Here is a 17,704-nt window from a genome sequence, read left to right as displayed (position 1 = left end):
ACATTGGGGAACTCCTGGAACCCCGCTCGCACCGAGCGCTGGTGTCAGCTGAGGCGCTCGAGCACCATGGCCATGCCCTGGCCGCCGCCGACGCACATGGTCTCCAGGCCGAACTGCTTGTCGTGGTGCTGCATCGAGTTGATCAACGTCGACGTGATGCGCGCGCCCGTCATCCCGAACGGGTGGCCGACGGCGATCGCTCCACCGTTGACGTTCAGCCGGTCGAGGTCGATGCCGAGGTCCTTGTAGGACGGGATGACCTGTGCGGCGAAGGCCTCGTTGATCTCGACCAGGTCGATGTCGCCGATTCCCATTCCGGCGCGCTCCAGCGCCTGCGTGGACGCCTCGACCGGGCCGTAGCCCATGATTTCCGGCGAGAGACCGGAGACGCCGGTGGAGACCACGCGTGCCAGCGGGGTGATGCCCAGTTCCTTGGCCTTGGTGTCGGACATGATCACTAGTGCTGCCGCGCCGTCGTTCAGTGCGCAGCAGTTGCCCGCGGTGACCCGGCCGTCGGGGCGGAACACGGGCTTGAGCCCGGACACGCCTTCGAGGGTGACCCCGGCACGCGGGCCGTCGTCCTGCGCCACGACCGTGCCGTCGGGCAGGGTGACCGGGGTGATGTCCTTCGCCCAGAACCCGTCGGCGATGGCCTTCTCGGCGAGGTTCTGCGAGCGCACCCCGAATTCGTCCATCTCCTCGCGGGAGACGTTCTTCAGCCGCGCCAGGTTCTCCGCGGTCTGACCCATCGCGATGTAGACGTCGGGCAGCTGGTCGTTCTCCCGTGGGTCGGTCCAGGAATCCCCACCCTGTTCGGCAGTGGCGGCCGTACGGGCCTCGGCATCGGCGAACAACGGGTTGTGGGTGTCCGGCCAGGAGTCGGAGCTGCCCTTGGCGAAGCGCGAGACGGTCTCCACGCCCGCGGAAATGAACACGTCCCCCTCGCCCGCCTTGATGGCGTGCAGCGCCATGCGCGTGGTCTGCAGGCTCGACGAGCAGTACCGGGTGATCGTGCAGCCGGGCAGGTGGTCCATGCCGAGCTCGACGGCCACCGCGCGCCCCATGTTGAACCCGGACTCGCCGCCGGGCAGGCCACAGCCCAGCATCAGGTCTTCGATCTGCGTCGGGTCGAGCTGCGGCACCTTGTCCAGTGCCGCCCGCACCATCTGCGCGGTGAGATCGTCTGGGCGCATGTTCACCAGCGATCCCTTGCCTGCGCGGCCGATCGGCGAGCGGGCTGCGGAGACGATCACGGCTTCGGGCATTGCGGACACTCCTTCGGGTCGGCTCTGCTCATGCTGGCGCTCGTGGTCCGAGTGTTTCCGCTCGGTGGCACACGCACACGTAGCTAAGCGGTTGCTCAGCACATCCTGCCCGCTCCGGCGTTCCAGGCAAACCGGAACGCGATTCGAAACACGTCCCCCGGACGACGCCGTTACGCTAAGCACGTGGACTACGTCGAACATGTCGTCGACCTCGTGGGCAACACCCCGTTGGTCCGACTGAACACCGTTACAGCCGGAATCGGCGAAGGCCCGCTCGTGCTGGCCAAGGTCGAGTACGTCAATCCGGGCGGCAGCGTCAAGGATCGCATCGCCCTGCGCATGGTGGAGGCCGCCGAGCGCTCCGGCGAACTGCGGCCTGGCGGCACCATCGTCGAGCCCACCTCCGGCAACACCGGGGTCGGCCTGGCAATGGTCGCGCAGCGCAAGGGATACAAGTGCGTCTTCGTCTGCCCGGACAAGGTCAGCGAGGACAAGCGCAACGTGCTCAAGGCCTACGGAGCCGAGGTGGTGGTGTGCCCGACGGCGGTTCCGCCGGAGCACCCGGACTCCTACTACAACGTCTCCGACCGGCTGGTGCGCGAGATCGAGGGCGCGTGGAAGCCCAATCAGTACGCCAACCCGGAGAACCCCGCCAGCCATTACCACACCACCGGGCCGGAGATCTGGCAGCAGACGGACGGCAAGGTGACGCACTTCGTCACCGGCGTCGGCACCGGAGGCACGATCAGCGGTACGGGGCGGTACCTCAAGGACGCTTCGGACGGACGCGTTCAGGTGGTCGGAGCCGACCCGGAGGGGTCCGTGTACTCCGGCGGAACCGGACGTCCGTACCTCGTCGAAGGTGTTGGTGAGGACTTCTGGCCGGAGACCTATGACCGTGACATCGCCGACGAGATCATCGCGATCTCCGACTCGGACTCGTTCGACCTCACCCGCAGGCTCGCCCGTGAGGAGGGGCTGCTGGTCGGCGGCTCGTGCGGAATGGCGGTCGCGGCCGCACTTCGCCTCGCCGAGCGGCTCGCCGCGCAGGGACAGCGGGACGCGGTGATCGTCGTGCTGCTGCCCGACGGTGGTCGCGGATACCTGACCAAGGTCTTCAACGACGCATGGATGTCCTCCTACGGCTTCCTGCCGCCGGACTCCTCGCATGCGACGGTCGGTGACGTGCTCCGCGGCAAGAGCAGCGTCGCCGGGGCGATCCCGGACCTGGTGCACACCCACCCCACGGAGACGGTTGCCGAGGCCGTTTCGATCCTGCGGGAGTTCGGTGTCAGCCAGATGCCGGTAGTCAGCGCGGAACCGCCGGTGATGGCGGCGGAGGTGGTCGGCGCGGTGAACGAGCGGGATCTGCTCGAGGCGTTGTTCACCGGAAAGGCTGAGCTCGCCGATCGGCTGGACCGGCATATGTCTGCACCGCTGCCCACGATCGGGGCAGGCGAGCAGGTCAGTTCCGCGATGAAGGCGCTGACCACCGCGGACGGCGCTCTCGTGCTGGAGGACGGCAAGCCGGCGGGCGTGGTGACCCGTCAGGATCTGCTCGCCTTTCTGGCGGGCAAGTAGCCGCGGCAGGGCGGAACATACCCATCGTGTGGCCTGACCGGGGCGTTACGCACGCTGCGGCGGGCTATCCGATAGCGTGTGCGCAAGCCATCACACAAGGTCCTCGTCAAGGGGGTTCAAGTCCCACATGAGCGCTCCGCAGCCACCTAACCAGCCCTGGGGCGGTGGGCAGCAGCCGTCGCCGCAGGGCCCGCCCAGTGGCCCTCAACCGCAACAGGACAACCCGTTCGGTTCAGCCGAGCCGACCCAGGTCGTGCAGCCGGGGCAGCCCCAGCAGCAGGACCAGTCGCAGTCGCAGGGCGACCAGTTCGGCGACAGTCCTGAGCCCACACAGGTGGTGCACCCGGGGCAGGGTGACACCGGCGGGGGAGCCGAGTCCACCCAGCTTGTCCCGCCGGACCAGCAGCCGCAGTCGATCCCGTACGCGCCGCCGCCGAGCGCGGCCGACAACCCGGCCGCGATGAACCCGCAGCAGGGCGGCTTCGGGCAGCAGCCAGGTGGCTTCGGCCAGCAGCCAGGCCAGCAGCCCGGTCAGCCACAGGGGTTCGGCGCGCCGCAGCCGGGCCAACAGCCTGGTGGGTTCGGGCAGCCAGGTGGTTTCGATCCGCAGCAGGGGCAGGGCGGCTTCGGTGCGCCTTACCCCGGGCAGCAGCAGGGCGGGTTCGGTGCCCCGCCGCAGGCCCCGTTCGGCGGACCTTCCGGTGGTGGCGGCAACAAGCAGTTGTTCGGCTGGATAGCGGGCGGTGTCACCGCGCTGCTCGGTCTCGTCGCGCTGATCTTCTCGATCATGGATTTCGTCGACGTTGGCGAGTACGCGGACGGGTTCAACAGCCTGCCCGGTGACCAGCGTGCCCAGTTCGACGAGTTCGGTTTCCCCAGCCCCGGAACCCTGTACCTCTACATCGGTCTGGTGCTGGTCGGCTCGTTGGCCACGCTCGCGGCGGGGGTCTGCATCGCGCTGGCAGGCAAACTCGGCGCGGGATTGCGGAAGGTCGCGCCCATCGTGGCCGCGGTCGGTGGCCTCCTGATGCTCGTCGGATCGATCCTGATCTTCACCGCGTTCCCGAGTGAGGCCAACGTCGACACGGCCGGTACGCCGACGCTGTACATGGTTTTCGGCATCATCGCGATCGCGGTCGGCGTGCTCGGACTGATTCCCGCGACGGCGCAGTTCGTCGGCCTCGGTGGCGGCTCGAACCAGAGTGGCCCCGGTGGTTACGGCGGTCCCGGCGGCTTCGGTCCGCCGAACGCCGGTTTCGGCCCGCCTCCCGGCGGATACGGCCCACCCTCCGGCGGATTCCCGCCCCCGGGGCAACAGCAGCCCGGGCAGCCGGGTGGTTACGGTGGCCCGCCTCCCGGACAGCAGCAGCCCGGCGGTTACGGCCAGCCCGGCGGTTACGGTCAGCCTGGTGGTTACGGTCAGCCTGGTGGTTTCGGCCAGCCCGGTGGGCAGAACCCGCCGAGCGGTGGTTTCGGCCAGCCGGGCTACCCGCAGCAGCCCGGGCAGCCGGGTGGTTACGGTGGCCCGCCTCCCGGACAACAGCAGCCCGGCGGTTACGGCCAGCCTGGTCAACAGGGACAGCCGCCGCAGCAGTGGTGATGCGCTGAACTTCGAGGTGCCCCCGGTCGTCGGCCGGGGGCATCTTCTTTTTGCGGTGAGTTCAGCGAAGCGCACCCGGCTGTCGCCGATGGCCGTTAATCTGGGCGCCGTTCATCGCTGCCGCGAACCATCCTGGGGAGTCGTGACCAATCCTTACGGTTACCAGGCGCCACCCGGCGTGCATTTCGGTTACCCGCCCCAGCTTCCGCCCCGAAACCCCAACGGCGCCACGGCGATCATCGCGGCCCTGCTCGGTGTGGCGCTCTGCGGCATGGTCGGCTACCTACCGGTTTACACCTTTATCGACATTCCTTCGGGGGTCAGCATCGGTGACCTCCCTGGCGAGGCACTCACCGTCATCGGGATGTACTTCGGTGCTGCCATCGTGCTGCTGCTCGGGGCCATGGTCACCTTGTTCCGTAGCGTGGCCGGGGCGATCCTGTTGATCATCGGCGCGCTGCTGGCGCTGGCCTCGGCGTTACTCGAGCCCGCGCTGCTCTTCCGCTCCGAGTACGGCGTGTACTTCGAGCTGGTCTTCCAGTTCGAGTTCGATGCCGCTATCGCTCGGGCCGCCGCCATCGCGCTCTCGCCCGTCGTGCTGGTGCTCGCCGCCGTCCCGCCGACATTCAGGTATCTCAGGCATAAGCCGCCGCCCCCGGGTGTTTACGGGCCGCAACACGGCTACTCTGCTCCGCAACAGGGCTACCCGTCGCAGCAGGGAGGGCAGCCGCCGGCGTGGTGAGGCCATTCCGGCCGTGATCTGAGGGACATGCAGTGTCGTACCAGCACTATCCGGTGTCAGGTGGATTTGATCCGCGGCTCCAGCCAGGGGCGATGTCACCGCAGCCCAGGCCCGCCGCCGCCACGGCGATCACCAGCGCCGCACTCGCAGCGCTTGGCACCGTGTGGCATGGAACAGGAGCCATCACCGGTCTGATCGGAACCGCCCAGGGCGGATTGAGTTGGGTCGGCAATCTGGCGCTGTTGTTCGATCTCGTGCTTGTCGTTCTGTTGTCGTTGGGCGCCGCCCTGGTGTTCGGCAGAAAATCCGCAGGTAGGGCTCTGCTGATCACGGGCTCCGCGATCGCCGTCCTGTTGTACCTGCTCGCGTTTGTGCTGGGGCTCAACGGAATTCCACACCTGGTCGCACGGGGTGTCTTGCCCGGCGTGCTGGTGCTGCTACCCGCGATCCCCGCGATCGCCACCGTCGTTCTCGTCCTGTTGCCTGCCACTTCGCGGTGGCTGAACCAGCCGGTCCCGCGGTTCCCGCACCATCAACACGGGTACCAGCCCCAACCCGACCCTCGGCAGGGCGTTCGCCCGTTCGGTTGGTGATCCGCGATGGACGATCGCGGACAGGACACGTCGTATCCCGACTTCGAGTACGACCTGCCGGAGGAACGGAGCGCGACGGCGTTCTTCGCGGCCGCACTGGCCATTGTCGGCGGTGTTTGGCACCTCGGCGGCGTGGCGGGCAACGTGCTGAACCTTGTCGAGGGGCGGGTCTCGGTGTTCAGCCTGCTCGTCGGGTTCGCGCTGAATCTCGCGCTGGCCGCCGTACTCATCTGCGGTGCGGTCCTGCTGCTCCGGCAACGGCGCAAGGGACGTACCTTCGTTGTCGCGGGTGCTTCGGCAGCGCTCGTGTTGTACGCGCTCACCGCGACGTTGTCGCTGATGGACCTGGCATTCGTCGGTTTCGTGGGGGTGGGGCTGGTCGGTGGCCTGCTCGCGCTGCTGATCGTGGTCGTGCCCGCGGCGATCACCCTGGCCCTGGCATTGGCGCCGTCGACCGCCCGGTGGGTCGAGGAGCCGGACCCCTGCCTCGGGTATCCGGCCCACGGTTGGTGAGGCAACGGTCGTAGGGTGGGGTCATGGTTCACGATCCCGCCAGGTTTGGTTTCGAAACTCGCGCTATTCATGCTGGTCAGGAGCCTGACCCGCGTACCGGTGCGGTCATCGTGCCGATTTACCAGACTTCCACGTATGCGCAGGACAGTGTCGGAGCCACTCGAGAGGGTGACTACGAGTACTCCCGCACGGCCAATCCCACGCGCACCGCACTGGAGGAGGCGCTGGCCGCGCTGGAGGGTGGCAGGCACGCGCTGGCGTACGCCTCCGGTATGGCCGCCAGTGACGCGGTGCTGCGGGCGACGCTGCGTCCCGGCGACCATCTCGTGCTCGGCAACGACGTCTACGGCGGCACGTTCCGGTTGATCGACAAGGTGCTGACCTCGTGGGGTATCTCCTACGATGTGGCGCATCTGTCCGATGTGGACGAGGTGCGGGCAGCGATTCGTCCCGAGACGAAGCTGGTCTGGTGCGAGACGCCGACCAACCCCCTGCTCGGCATCGCCGACATCGCCAAGCTCGCCGAGGTCGCGCAGGCGGGTGGCGCCAAGCTGATCGTCGACAACACCTTCGCCACGCCATACCTGCAGAACCCGCTTGCACTCGGCGCGGACGTGGTGCTGCACTCCACCACCAAGTACCTGGGCGGGCACTCCGATGTCGTTGGTGGCGCCGTGGTCACCGACTCCGACGAGCTGCGCGAGCAGTTGTTCTTCCTGCGCAACGCCTCCGGTGCGGTGCCCGGTGCCTTCGACGCGTGGCTGACCCTGCGTGGGCTGAAGACGCTCGGGGTGCGGATGGAACGCCACTGCGACAACGCCGAGCGGATCGTGGAGATGCTGGTCGAGCACCCCAAGGTCGGCGAGGTCTACTACCCCGGCCGCGCCGGCCATCCGGGCCACGAGGTGGCCGCGAAACAGATGCGCCGATTCGGCGGCATGGTCTCGTTCACCCACGTCGACGGGGAGCAGGCGGCCCTTGATGCCGCGGCGGGAACGGAACTGTTCATCCTGGCCGAATCGCTTGGCGGCATCGAGTCACTCATCGAGCACCCCGGCCGGATGACGCATGCGAGCGTCGCCGGCTCGCTGCTGCAGGTCCCGGCGGAACTGCTGCGCCTGTCCGTGGGGATCGAGGACGTGCGGGACCTGATCGCCGATCTGTCGACGGCCCTTGGCTAGGGCCATCCGGCCAGGGCTGCGGTTGGGTCAGGGGCGGTAGTTGCTGGTGCCCGCGACGTCCGCGGGGCCGCGCTGATTCCGGGTCGGGTCGACGGCTGGCAGCTTCGCGCCGTCCACACAGCTGCCGACGAGTTCGATGTGGCTGTCATGGCGGATGTACTGCCCCGGTTCGCCGCACCCCGCGTACTCGACGGTGTAGAAAGCGGCGCCGGTCAGCGCCAGCGCGGAGGCGACCCCGGCGATCAGCGGAAGTGCGCCCGCCGCTCGGGTGGCGCGGAGTCCGCGCGCTGTGCCCGACGTGGTCGCGCCTGCCATGCTGTCTCCCCGGTCGATCGTCGAGTTCGGCACCAGAGTACCTGGTTCACGGTGGCATTACGTCCCCAGTCGCACTGGTGGCATCATCGGCGTTCATGCAACTCGTCAGTGTCGACCGCATCTGGGAAGCCAGGGGCCTGCTCGATGGCGTAATCCGCCACACGCCCATGGAACACGCCCGTGACCTGCAAAAACTGCATGGTGGATCGGTGTATCTCAAGTGCGAGAACCTCCAGCGGACAGGTTCTTTCAAAATCAGGGGTGCGTACACCCGAATTCACGGCCTGAGTGATGAGGAACGTGCTCGCGGTGTGGTGGCCGCCAGCGCGGGCAACCACGCGCAGGGAGTGGCGCTCGCCGCGCGACTGCTCGGCGCGAAGGCGACCGTGTTCATGCCACAGCGTGCGCCGCTGCCCAAACTCGCCGCGACCAGGGGATACGGGGCCGACGTACACCTGCATGGTGAGGTGATCGAGGAGACGCTGGACGAGGCGATCGCGTTCGCCGAACGTACCGGCGCGGTGTTCATCCACCCGTTCGACCACCCGGACATCATCGCCGGTCAGGGCACCGTCGGCCTGGAGATCCTCGAGCAGGTGCCCGACGTGGCGACCGTGCTCGTCGCCACCGGCGGCGGAGGGCTCGTCGGCGGTGTCGGGTGCGCGTTGAAGGCGCTGAAACCGGACGTGCAGGTGGTCGGTGTGCAGGCCGAGACCGCGGCGGCGTATCCCGCTTCGCTCAAGGCGGGCGAGCCGGTGCGGCTGCCGGAAATGCACACGATGGCCGACGGGATCGCGGTCGGCCAGCCGGGCCCGGTGAGTTTCGCCCATGTTTCCGCGCTTGTGGACGACGTCGTCACGGTGACCGAGGAGTCGCTTTCCCGCGCGGTGTTGCTGTGTCTGGAACGGCGCAAGCTAGTGGTGGAACCCGCTGGGGCCGCCGCTGTCGCGGCGCTGCTCGAGCACGGGGGCAGGTTCCGGGCCCCGGTCGTCGCCGTGCTTTCCGGCGGCAACGTGGATCCCTTGCTGCTGTTGCAGATCATCCAGCACGGGATGACGGCGGGCGGCCGCTATCTGAAGCTGCGGCTGCTGGTGCCGGATCGGCCCGGGTCGCTGGCGGGTGTCCTGTCGAGGGTGAGCGAGCTCGGGGCGAACGTGCTCGACGTCGAGCACTCGCGGATCTCCGGCCGGCTCGCGCTCGGTGAGGTCGAGGTCGCGCTCAACCTCGAGACCCGTGGCCCCGAGCATTGCGAGGAGGTCGCGGCCGAGCTGCAGCGAAGCGGGTTCACCGTGGTGTAGACAACGGGCGCTTCGGGGCGCGGAGGATGTCCCCAATGCCACATTGGGGACGTTCAACGTCCCCAATGTGGCATTGGGGTACTCCCACGAGCCGCCTCAGAGGTTGCCGCGGCGCTCCTGCTCGCGCTCGATCGCCTGGAACAGCGCCTTGAAGTTGCCGATGCCGAAGCCGAGCGAGCCGTGCCGCTCGATCAGCTCGTAGAACACCGTGGGACGGTCGCCGATCGGCTTGGTGAAGATCTGCAGCAGGTAGCCGTCCTCGTCGCGGTCCACCAGGATCCGGTGCTCCTTGAGCGTCTCGATCGGCACCCGGACCTCGCCGATCCGCTTGCGCAGCTCGGGATCGTCGTAGTAGGAGTCCGGGACCTGCAGGAACTCGATGCCCGCCGCGCGCATCGCGGTGACAGTGGCGAGGATGTCGCCGGTCGCCAGCGCGATGTGCTGGCAGCCTGGTCCGCCGTAGAACTCCAGGTACTCGTCGATCTGTGACTTCTTCTTCGCGATCGCCGGTTCGTTCAGGGGGAACTTCACCCGGTGGTTGCCGTTGGACACCACCTTGCTCATCAACGCCGAGTAGTCGGTGGCGATGTCGTCGCCGACGAACTCCGCCATGTTCACGAAGCCCATCACGCGGTGGTACCAGTCCACCCAGTAGTCCATCTTGCCGAGTTCGACGTTGCCGACGCAGTGGTCGACGGCCTGGAAGAGGCGCTTCGGTGCGCCCTCCGGGCGCCGGACCGTACTTTCCCGTGCCTGGTAACCCGGCAGGTACGGACCCGCGTACCTGGAGCGGTCGATCAGCGTGTGGCGGGTGTCGCCGTAGGTGGCGATGGCGGCCCTGCGCACCGTGCCGTGCTCGTCGGAGACGTCGTGCGGCTCCTCCAGGACCGTGGCGCCCTGGGCGCGCGCGTGGTCGATGCACTTGTCCACGTCGGTGACCTCCAGCGCGAGGTCGATCACGCCGTCGCCGTGCCTGCGGTGGTGGTCGAGCAGCGGGGAGTCCGGGCGAACGCCTCCGGTGATGACGAAGCGCGCGGAGCCGGACTTCAGCACGAACGATTTGTGGTCGGGGTTGCCGGTCTCGGGTCCCGAGTAGGCGACGAGCTGCATGCCGAAGGCGACCTGGTAGAACCAGGCCGTCTGGGTGGCGTTGCCCGCGATGAACACCACTGCGTCCAATGCCCTGACCGGGAACGGGTCGGCCGATGCGTCGTGGTCGACGAGTCCGACGAGCTGGCGCAGCTGGTCGTAGCTGACGTCGTCGAGTGGGCCCTTCGGGTCGATCGTGTGTGTCATATCGGCTTCCTCCGGTGGTGGAACTGCGGTAGCCGAAGGATGCGCCGGTAAGGCAAGATGAGCAATAGAGCCGGATTTCATTGGACAATCTGCCCAGTGAGGCTGCGTTGCGGCCGGTTCTTCTGGACAGTCTGTGTAGACGGAGGCGTAACCGTGGAAGAGGCACTGGACGCGCTCGACGCGCGCCTGCTCCTGCTGCTCACCGATGTTCCGCGGCTCGGCGTGCTCGAATGCGCTCGCAGACTCGGTGTCGCGCGGGGCACCGTGCAGGCACGGCTGGACCGGCTCACCGAGCGCGGGATCCTGGACGGGTTCCCGCCCGCCCTCGACCTCGCCGCCATGGGCTACGGGCTGACCGCGTTCGCGGTGCTCGAGATCGCCCAGGGCAGGCGCGCCGAGGTGGCCGAGGCACTCGCCGCCATCGACGAGGTGTGCGAGGTGCACGCCACCACCGGACAGGGAGATCTGTTCGTGCGCATGGTCGCGCGTTCCAACGACGACCTGCAGCGGGTCATCGACGAGGTCGTCGGCGTGCCGGACGTACGTCGTACCTCGACGTCGATCGCGCTCTCCACGCCGGTACCGCCGCGGGTGCGGCCACTGCTGGAGCGGACCGCGCAGGACTCGAACTGATCGAAGGGTTCAGTTGCCGCGACTGGCCTACTTGGCGGCGATGAGGGCCTGCGGGGCTGCTTGCTTGATCCGGGTCCGTAACCACTGCAGTTGCCGTGAGGTTTCCTCGTCGCACGAGTGCACGATGTGCAGGAGTTCCCTGTCGCGAAGACCCTGCGCCGCCTGTCCGACGACCGTCCAGGTCATTTCCACGAACGAGCTCAGCATGTACAGGTCCTGCAGGTCCCGCAACAGTCCGAGGCCGCCACTGCGGGTGTTTCGCAGTCCGGCCGCATACAGTTGTTCGGGCTCCTGCTCGCGTTTCTCACCGTAGCGCCGCACTATCGGGGCCAGCGTTTCCACCTGCCCGTCGATCCGTCCGGCGAGAACGTTGCAGAGGTGGTGGACGTCGGGCTCCTCGCCGTGTCCCTCGCTGACCTGACGAAAAGCGTCGGCAAGGGTGCGCAGCGAGGAGTCGAGCAAGCCGACATAGGTAGGCAGGTGCATGGTTCAGCCCTTCCTCGCGGCTCGCGGCAACACCGGGGCCGGTATGCCGGGACTGTGCTCCGGACTGGGTACCGGGGCAGGCGGGGCGGCCGCCTCGGGCTCCTCCCGCGTTTCAGCGTCCTGATCTCCACGGGTGGGCGGTGCACCGGCCGGGTCGTGCGGGGCGGACGCGGTCGTGGTGGGCGCCGGAGCGGGACCGTGGCCTGGGGCGAGCTTCGTGACCCGGACGGCGGACACCTTGAACAACGGTTGTTTGGATACCGGATCCCATTCGGTCTGCGTCAGTTCGTTCGCCGCGCGCGGCTGCCCGCCATCCGGGCCGCCGGTACCGGTCGAGTCCCAGTATCCATAGTGGAACGGGAGGAAAACCGTGCCGTCGATGCCACGACCGACCCTCGCGGGTGCCTCCATGGCCCCACGACGGGATTCGACGCGAACCAGATCACCCTCGGCGACGCCCAGAGCCGCGGCGTCGCCAGGTGAGAGTTCCACCCACGGCCCCGGAGCGGCGTTGCGAAGCTGCCGGGAGCGGCCGGTCTTCGTGCGGGTGTGGAAGTGGTAGACCGTGCGCCCGGTGGTGCAGACGTACGGGTAATCCTCGCTCGGGCCTTCCGGCAACGCCGTGTACTCGGCGGCCCTGAGGAAAGCCCGTCCATCCGGTTGTGACGCGCGGTACTTCATCGGTGGGATCACACCGCCGGTCAGCAGATCGTGCCCGAAGCTCTCACACACCTCGGGAGCAGTGGGGAACACGCCGTCGGCGTACAGCCGGTCGCTGCCTTCGGGATGGTCCTCATTACAGGGCCAGGGAATTCCGCTGCCACCGCGGAGCTTTTCGTAGGAAAGGCCGGTGTAGTCGCACAACCGGCCTCGAGTACATGCCTTCCACGCCTCGAACGCGTCTTCGGGACCACTCCACTTGATGATCGGTTCCCCGTCGCGATCGCGCAGGTCCATGCGCCGGGCGTAGTCGAGGAAGATGTCGAGATCGCTGCGAGCCTCGCCGGGTGGATCGACCGCCTTGTCCGACAGGTGCACGGTGCGGTTGACATTGGTGAAGGTGCCCTGCTTCTCTCCCCAGAGCGCCGCGGGCAGCACCACGTCGGCGAATTCGGCGGTCTCGTTGCGGAAGCCGTCCTGCACGACCACGAACAGGTCCTCACGCCGGAGTATTTCCCGGATACGCGGGAGTTCGGGCATCGACACCGCGGGGTTGGTCGCCGAGATCCACAGGAAGTTGATCGATCCCTGCTCGGCGTAGCGCCAGATCTGCATCGCGTGGGTCGGCGGCGCCCAGTGCGGAATGACGAGCGGGTCCACGTTCCACAGTTCGGCCAGCTGGTCGATATGGTCCTGATTGTCCCAGTTGCGGAACCCGGGCAGATCGCCGTCGGCGCCGCACTCTCGGGTGTTCTGGGCGGTCGGCTGCCCGTTCATCTGCAGCACGCCGCAGCCGGGACGCCCGATCAGTCCGCGCAGCAGGTGCAGGTTGTTCACCTGGCAGGAGGCCGCAGTGGCCTGATGGGACTGATAGAAGCCCTGCAGAACGGTCGACAGCACGCGCCCGGACGTACCGAAGATCTCGGCTGCCCGGCGAATGTCCGCTGCTGGGACCTGGCAGATCTCGCCGACCGCTTCCGGAGTACAGGACTCGACCGTGCGCGCGAGCTCGTCGAAGCCCAGCGTGTGGGCCGAGACGTACTCCTCGTCGACCCATCCTTGCTCGATGAGCTGCTGCACCAAGCCGTTCATCAACGCCAGGTTCGTACCGGGCAGCGGCGCGAGGTGAACGCCCCCCGAGTCGATCGCGGCCTCCGCCACCTTGGTCAGTCTCGGGTCGACCACGACGATCTTTGGCCGGTCCGGCCCGTGCAGCCGGTCCAGGATCCGCATCCACAACACGGTCTGCGTTTCGGCCATGTTGTGTCCGAACAGGAAGATCGCGTCACAGGAATCGATGTCGGTGTAGCTACCGGGCTGGCCGTCGGAGCCGAAGCTTTCCTTCATCGCCGCGGCGGCCGTGGCCGTACACAATCGGGTGTTGCCGTCCATATGCGGCGTGCCGAGGCCGGCTTTTCCGATGACGGCGAGCGTGTAGTACTCCTCGAGAAACAACTGGCCGCTGGTGTAGAAGCCGTGCGATGAGGGGCCGACGTCGTCGAGCAGTTGCCGCGAGCGACGCACGATCCGATCCATGGCGGTGTCCCAGTCGGACTCGACCAGCTCCCCGCCCTCGCGGACCAGTGGCCGGGTGAGCCGGTCCCGTCCGTTCCACTGCCAGGAGCTGTACAAGCCCTTCGGGCCGAGTCTGCCGTGATTGACGACGTCGTCCACCCGGCCACGGATCCCGACCATCCGGCCGTCCTTGACGGCGATATCGCAGGCACACCCGTTGCTGCACAGCACGCACGCCGACTGCACCCACCGCTGCACGTCGGCTTCCGCCACGCCCTGCTCGAGATGCTGATCGAGCCGGACCGGCCATGGCGTGTCCCGCGCATGTGGATTTCGCTGGCCCCAGATGTTGGCGATGCGATCAGACATGTCCCACTCCGGTCTCCGTCGGCGATGGACCAAGCGATACCCGGCGTTCCTGCTCGGTCAAACCTCGATCACGAACGGGAACACCCCGGAGACAGGTGCGCACCCTCATGCGCGGCGTTCGGGGCCGTCTAGGACGACGAGACGTGGTCCAGGTAGCGCCGGGCGGACCGCTGGACGATCTCGTGCCCGTCCTCGGGGACGACGGCGTCCCACCAGGCGCCGTAGATGGCGTCGAACCGGTACGGCTCCAGCATGCGTGCGGCGTCGCGAACCACGCTCGGCCGTTCCGGAATCAGATTGGGGTAGCTGTACATGAATCCCACATGCGTCCGATCCGGGATTACCTGGACGATATCGCCGGACAGCAGCGCACCCCTGCCCTGTTCGCCGTCACGCCAGTGCAGCACGGTCCCGCCCGCGAAGTGGACACCGAGGTTGATCAGCGTCAGATCCGCCGCGAGCTGTTTCGTGCTGCCGCTCCAGAACTCGATGGCCGGATCGGGACGGCCGACCCACTGCCGGTCGTTCTCGTGCAGGTGGACCGGCACGTCGAAGGCGCGACTCCAGTCGATCATCGTCGTGTAGTAGTGCGGGTGACTGATGGCGATGCCGGTGATGCCGCCGAGGTCGTTGACGGCCGACACGACGTCGTCGTCGAGGTAGTCGACACAGTCCCACAGGAGGTTGCCCGACTCCGCCTGGACGAGCAGCGCCCGCTGTCCGATGGCGAACGAGGGCTGGGAACCGATGCCGATGATGCCCGCGCCCTGCTTCTCGGTCCGCACGGCGTAGTCCCCGGCGCGCAGCGTCTCCAGATCGGTCCACTGCTGTCCGTTCCGGGGGACGTACTGGCGCTCGTCCGTGCAGATCGGGCAGTCGGTCCGCGCCTTGGCGTACTGCGTGCCACACGCCACACAGATGGGCAGGTGTTCAGCCATCGTCGAAACCCCAGTTCAGCGCGCTCGTCAACAACCCGTATCCGTCAACTTACCGCTTCACGAAGCTGGATACACACAGTTCGGGGCCCCTCGGTGCATCGAATGCACCAGGGAGCCCCGAACTGTTGTCCGCGTTGTCGCGTCAGCCGCGCTGGCGCTGGATCGCTGCCTCAGCGCTGGATACAGCGGCTTCGGCGGGCGCTAAAGACGGTGGCCGCTCGGCCGCAGGCTCAGCTGCTGTACGGCACGGCCTTCACGAGCGTGACCTTCTGCTTGTTGCCGTTGGGCAGCTCGTACTCACGCGCCTCGCCCTCCTTGGCGCCGAGCAGGGCCTTGCCGAGCGGGGAGTCGGGCGAGTAGACCTCCATCGCCCCTTCCGCACCTTCTTCACGGGTCGCCAGCAAGAACTGCTCGTCCTCGTCATCGCCTTCGTAGCGCACGGTCAGAACCATGCCGGGTTCGGCGACACCGTCATTCGCCGGCGCTTCGCCCACCTTCGCGGTGCGCAGCAGCTCCTGCAGGTGCCGGATACGGGCTTCCTGCTGGCCCTGTTCCTCGCGGGCCGCGTGGTAGCCACCGTTCTCCTTGAGGTCTCCCTCTTCCCGGCTGTCGTTGATCTTCGCAGCGATGACCGGACGATTCTCGATCAGCTCGTCGAGCTCGTGCTTGAGCCTGTCGTAGGCATCCTGGGTCAACCAGGTCACCTTGGTGTCGCTCACGGTCACCATCTCCTCCTAGGGCCTGCCGGTCTTGGGTATACAAGCCGGCTGCCGCGCGGGCGTGGCGTGCCAACGCGGCAGAGATATGGAAAAACACGGCCCGCCAGGGGCCGTGCCGGTAGATCAGGATATCACGATATGCGGTGTCAAGCCCGGACGCGCAATCCATTTCCCGGCGCTGACCGCACCATTCACCCCGTTGGCCGCTATTGGCTTGACAGGTAGGCAGGCACATCGTACGAGCAACCGAACACGTCGGCGGTGACCGGGCGTCCGATGCTCTGGATGGTAGCGGAGATCACGGTGTCGCCGGGCGGAACGAGGACTTCTCGCCTGCCGCTCTCCGTCCCGTTGAGCGCACGCACCCGCACGATGCAGACCGCGGGGCGTTGCGGGTCATCCCTGCGCACGTCGAGGGTGATCTCCATGGCATTGTTCGGCAGCTCGTCGAAGCTGAGCCGCTGTGCTTCGATCGGGGCCGCCGCGAGGTTGCTGTAACCCACATAGGCGGCAACCGACCCGGCGACAATGGCGATCAGCGCGATTACCCACACCCGCCAGCGCGGGGTCGGGCGTCGTGGCCGCCCGTACCGGCCCGCCGGAACCGACCGGACGGTATTGCCGCCTGGGGCGGCGGTGTGGCCGTTGCTCAAACCCGGGCCTCCGATCGGTCAGGACGTGGTGGTGGGGACAATGGAATAAACACCTCGCTCTACGAGTATCCGCTTACGCGAGGAACTGGGGCCGCGAGGGTCCGAACCGTTCGGACGAGAAGGGACCATGCCGGTGATGGCGGGAGTTGGCGGAGAGACGGGTACGAGTTCGGGATTCCGGCTGATGGCGGTGCACGCGCACCCGGACGACGAGTCGAGCAAGGGCGCGGCCACCATGGCGCGGTACGTCGCCGACGGGCACGAGGTCATGGTCGTGACCTGCACCGGAGGCGAGGCGGGCAGTGTGCTGAACCCGGCGATGGATCGTCCGGACGTGCACGAGAACATGACCGAGATCCGCCGCGAGGAGATGGCACGGGCCGCGAAGCTGCTCGGTGTTCAGCACCGCTGGCTCGGATTCGTCGACTCCGGGCTGCCCGAGGGTGATCCGCTGCCCCCGCTGCCCGAGGGCTGTTTCGCCGTCGTTCCGCTCGAGGAGGCCACCGGGCCGCTGGTGCAGGCGATTCGTGAGTTCCGCCCACACGTCGTGCTCACCTACGACGAGAACGGCGGCTACCCGCACCCCGACCACATCCGCTGCCACGAGGTCTCCATGGCCGCGTTCGACGCGGCCGCGGACCCGGATCGCTACCCCGAGGCGGGCGATCCGTGGCAGCCGTTGAAGCTGTACTACATGCACGGCTTCTCCAGGGCCAGGATGCAGGCGTTCCACGAGGCGTTGATCGAGGCTGGCATGGAGTCGCCCTACGGCGAGTGGCTGGAGAAGTGGGATCCCGACAAGCCCGACGTCATGGAGCGGGTGACCACGAGGGTCGAGTGCGGGGAGTACTTCGACGTGCGGGACGAGGCCCTCAGGGCACACGCCACGCAGATCGACCCGAACAGCAGGTGGTTCGCGGTGCCGCTGGAGGTGCAGCGCACACTGTGGCCGACCGAGGAGTACGAGCTGGTCCGTTCGCTGGTGGACAGCACGCTTCCGGAGGATGATCTGTTCGCGGGAATTACGGAGAAGGTGCACACATGACCCTCGCGCTACCGGCCTTCGCGGCCGCGCCGGTCACCACCGGTGCCCTGCTGCTCGCTCAGCAGGACGACGGTGAGGGCGGCGGGCAGGGGCAGGACTTCGGTAAGTCCTCGCCGGTCGGCCTGCTGTTGCTGATCCTGTTCCTGATCGCGGTGGCGTTCCTCGTGCGTTCGATGACCAAGCACCTCAAGCGCGTACCCGCGAGTTTCGACAACGACGAGCCGCGGACCGAGACGAACCGCGAGTCGGACGAGGCCGCCCAGTCGGCCACCAGTGGCGACGCCACCCCCGAAGACCCCACC

Annotated in this window: 18 protein-coding genes; 10 read left to right on the top strand and 8 right to left on the bottom strand. The window is 67.6% G+C overall.

The genetic code is table 11. The features are described from left to right. Positions 1 to 44: 44 nt before the first annotated feature. A complete protein-coding gene (locus tag D0C15_RS24705) occupies positions 45 to 1,265 on the bottom strand; it encodes an acetyl-CoA C-acetyltransferase (RefSeq protein ID WP_116049917.1) in 1,221 nt (406 codons plus the stop codon). 183 nt (positions 1,266 to 1,448) lie between these two features. Here D0C15_RS24705 and D0C15_RS24700 point away from each other — a divergent pair, with 183 nt between their 5' ends. The 6 genes from D0C15_RS24700 (at position 1,449) to D0C15_RS24675 (ending at position 7,475) form a co-directional block, all read left to right on the top strand. Beyond that, positions 1,449 to 2,846, top strand: a complete 1,398-nt coding sequence (locus tag D0C15_RS24700) for a cystathionine beta-synthase (protein ID WP_116049914.1) — start codon at positions 1,449 to 1,451, stop codon at positions 2,844 to 2,846. 127 nt (positions 2,847 to 2,973) lie between these two features. Then, positions 2,974 to 4,446 carry a DUF4064 domain-containing protein gene (locus D0C15_RS24695; RefSeq protein WP_116049911.1) on the top strand — a complete coding sequence of 491 codons (1,473 nt, stop codon included), beginning with the start codon at positions 2,974 to 2,976 and terminating at the stop codon, positions 4,444 to 4,446. Between the two features lie 142 nt (positions 4,447 to 4,588). Further along, positions 4,589 to 5,188, top strand: a complete 600-nt coding sequence (locus D0C15_RS24690) for a hypothetical protein (RefSeq protein ID WP_211323314.1) — start codon at positions 4,589 to 4,591, stop codon at positions 5,186 to 5,188. 92 nt (positions 5,189 to 5,280) lie between these two features. Continuing rightward, a complete protein-coding gene (locus D0C15_RS24685; RefSeq protein ID WP_116049908.1) occupies positions 5,281 to 5,781 on the top strand; it encodes a hypothetical protein in 501 nt (166 codons plus the stop codon). A gap of 6 nt (positions 5,782 to 5,787) precedes the next feature. Beyond that, on the top strand, positions 5,788 to 6,294 hold the full coding sequence (locus D0C15_RS24680; protein WP_116049906.1) for a hypothetical protein: 507 nt from the start codon (positions 5,788 to 5,790) through the stop codon (positions 6,292 to 6,294). A 23-nt stretch (positions 6,295 to 6,317) separates the two neighbouring features. Beyond that, a complete protein-coding gene (locus tag D0C15_RS24675) occupies positions 6,318 to 7,475 on the top strand; it encodes a cystathionine gamma-synthase (RefSeq protein WP_116049903.1) in 1,158 nt (385 codons plus the stop codon). Between the two features lie 27 nt (positions 7,476 to 7,502). Here the strand turns inward: D0C15_RS24675 and D0C15_RS24670 are convergent, their stop codons facing one another. Next, positions 7,503 to 7,790, bottom strand: a complete 288-nt coding sequence (locus D0C15_RS24670; protein WP_116050002.1) for a hypothetical protein — start codon at positions 7,788 to 7,790, stop codon at positions 7,503 to 7,505. Positions 7,791 to 7,885: 95 nt separating this feature from the next. Here D0C15_RS24670 and ilvA point away from each other — a divergent pair, with 95 nt between their 5' ends. Next, entirely contained in the window at positions 7,886 to 9,088 is a 1,203-nt protein-coding gene (ilvA, locus tag D0C15_RS24665) for a threonine ammonia-lyase (protein WP_116049900.1), read from the top strand. A gap of 96 nt (positions 9,089 to 9,184) precedes the next feature. On the opposite strand, the gene hppD is transcribed toward ilvA, so the two are convergent. Further along, positions 9,185 to 10,384, bottom strand: coding sequence for a 4-hydroxyphenylpyruvate dioxygenase (gene hppD / locus D0C15_RS24660; RefSeq protein ID WP_116049898.1), 1,200 nt, complete (start codon positions 10,382 to 10,384; stop codon positions 9,185 to 9,187). Between the two features lie 153 nt (positions 10,385 to 10,537). On the opposite strand from hppD, the gene D0C15_RS24655 reads away from it, so the two are divergent. Further along, positions 10,538 to 11,017: an Lrp/AsnC family transcriptional regulator gene (locus tag D0C15_RS24655; protein WP_116049896.1), complete on the top strand. Its 480-nt coding sequence runs from the start codon at positions 10,538 to 10,540 to the stop codon at positions 11,015 to 11,017. A 27-nt stretch (positions 11,018 to 11,044) separates the two neighbouring features. Here D0C15_RS24655 and D0C15_RS24650 read toward each other — a convergent pair whose 3' ends face one another. The 5 genes from D0C15_RS24650 to D0C15_RS24630 all read right to left on the bottom strand — a co-directional run bounded on the left by D0C15_RS24650 (position 11,045) and on the right by D0C15_RS24630 (position 16,357). Next, positions 11,045 to 11,503 (bottom strand): hypothetical protein, encoded by a 459-nt coding sequence (locus D0C15_RS24650; RefSeq protein WP_116049893.1) that lies wholly within the window; start codon positions 11,501 to 11,503, stop codon positions 11,045 to 11,047. A gap of 3 nt (positions 11,504 to 11,506) precedes the next feature. Beyond that, positions 11,507 to 14,047: a molybdopterin oxidoreductase family protein gene (locus tag D0C15_RS24645; RefSeq protein ID WP_116049890.1), complete on the bottom strand. Its 2,541-nt coding sequence runs from the start codon at positions 14,045 to 14,047 to the stop codon at positions 11,507 to 11,509. 128 nt (positions 14,048 to 14,175) lie between these two features. After that, complete coding sequence (locus D0C15_RS24640; protein WP_116049888.1) at positions 14,176 to 14,985, bottom strand: MBL fold metallo-hydrolase; 810 nt, start codon at positions 14,983 to 14,985, stop codon at positions 14,176 to 14,178. Positions 14,986 to 15,215: 230 nt separating this feature from the next. Beyond that, the gene (gene greA, locus D0C15_RS24635) at positions 15,216 to 15,713 is read right to left on the bottom strand and encodes a transcription elongation factor GreA (protein WP_116049885.1); all 498 of its coding nucleotides are present in this window, start codon (positions 15,711 to 15,713) and stop codon (positions 15,216 to 15,218) included. A 197-nt stretch (positions 15,714 to 15,910) separates the two neighbouring features. After that, a complete protein-coding gene (locus tag D0C15_RS24630; RefSeq protein WP_116049882.1) occupies positions 15,911 to 16,357 on the bottom strand; it encodes a DUF4307 domain-containing protein in 447 nt (148 codons plus the stop codon). Between the two features lie 136 nt (positions 16,358 to 16,493). Here D0C15_RS24630 and mca point away from each other — a divergent pair, with 136 nt between their 5' ends. Next, positions 16,494 to 17,402 carry a mycothiol conjugate amidase Mca gene (gene mca, locus D0C15_RS24625; RefSeq protein ID WP_116049999.1) on the top strand — a complete coding sequence of 303 codons (909 nt, stop codon included), beginning with the start codon at positions 16,494 to 16,496 and terminating at the stop codon, positions 17,400 to 17,402. Next, the coding region (locus tag D0C15_RS24620) for a hypothetical protein (RefSeq protein WP_245976197.1) at positions 17,399 to 17,704 on the top strand (306 nt) is incomplete at its 3' end. The genes mca and D0C15_RS24620, both read left to right, overlap by 4 nt.

Source organism: Amycolatopsis palatopharyngis (genome assembly GCF_003385185.1).
GTDB lineage: Bacteria > Actinomycetota > Actinomycetes > Mycobacteriales > Pseudonocardiaceae > Amycolatopsis > Amycolatopsis palatopharyngis.
The sequence above is the reverse complement of the archived record's forward strand: the minus strand, read 5'-3'. Positions and strand labels throughout refer to the sequence as shown.

Coding starts and splice junctions, on each gene's coding strand:
- D0C15_RS24705 (WP_116049917.1), bottom strand. CDS start 1,265: ATGCCCGAAGCCGTGATCGTCTCCGCAGCCCGCTCGCCGATCGGCCGC.
- D0C15_RS24695 (WP_116049911.1), top strand. CDS start 2,974: ATGAGCGCTCCGCAGCCACCTAACCAGCCCTGGGGCGGTGGGCAGCAG.
- D0C15_RS24685 (WP_116049908.1), top strand. CDS start 5,281: ATGTCACCGCAGCCCAGGCCCGCCGCCGCCACGGCGATCACCAGCGCC.
- D0C15_RS24680 (WP_116049906.1), top strand. CDS start 5,788: ATGGACGATCGCGGACAGGACACGTCGTATCCCGACTTCGAGTACGAC.
- D0C15_RS24675 (WP_116049903.1), top strand. CDS start 6,318: ATGGTTCACGATCCCGCCAGGTTTGGTTTCGAAACTCGCGCTATTCAT.
- D0C15_RS24670 (WP_116050002.1), bottom strand. CDS start 7,790: ATGGCAGGCGCGACCACGTCGGGCACAGCGCGCGGACTCCGCGCCACC.
- ilvA (WP_116049900.1), top strand. CDS start 7,886: ATGCAACTCGTCAGTGTCGACCGCATCTGGGAAGCCAGGGGCCTGCTC.
- hppD (WP_116049898.1), bottom strand. CDS start 10,384: ATGACACACACGATCGACCCGAAGGGCCCACTCGACGACGTCAGCTAC.
- D0C15_RS24650 (WP_116049893.1), bottom strand. CDS start 11,503: ATGCACCTGCCTACCTATGTCGGCTTGCTCGACTCCTCGCTGCGCACC.
- D0C15_RS24645 (WP_116049890.1), bottom strand. CDS start 14,047: ATGTCTGATCGCATCGCCAACATCTGGGGCCAGCGAAATCCACATGCG.
- D0C15_RS24640 (WP_116049888.1), bottom strand. CDS start 14,985: ATGGCTGAACACCTGCCCATCTGTGTGGCGTGTGGCACGCAGTACGCC.
- greA (WP_116049885.1), bottom strand. CDS start 15,713: ATGGTGACCGTGAGCGACACCAAGGTGACCTGGTTGACCCAGGATGCC.
- mca (WP_116049999.1), top strand. CDS start 16,494: ATGGCGGGAGTTGGCGGAGAGACGGGTACGAGTTCGGGATTCCGGCTG.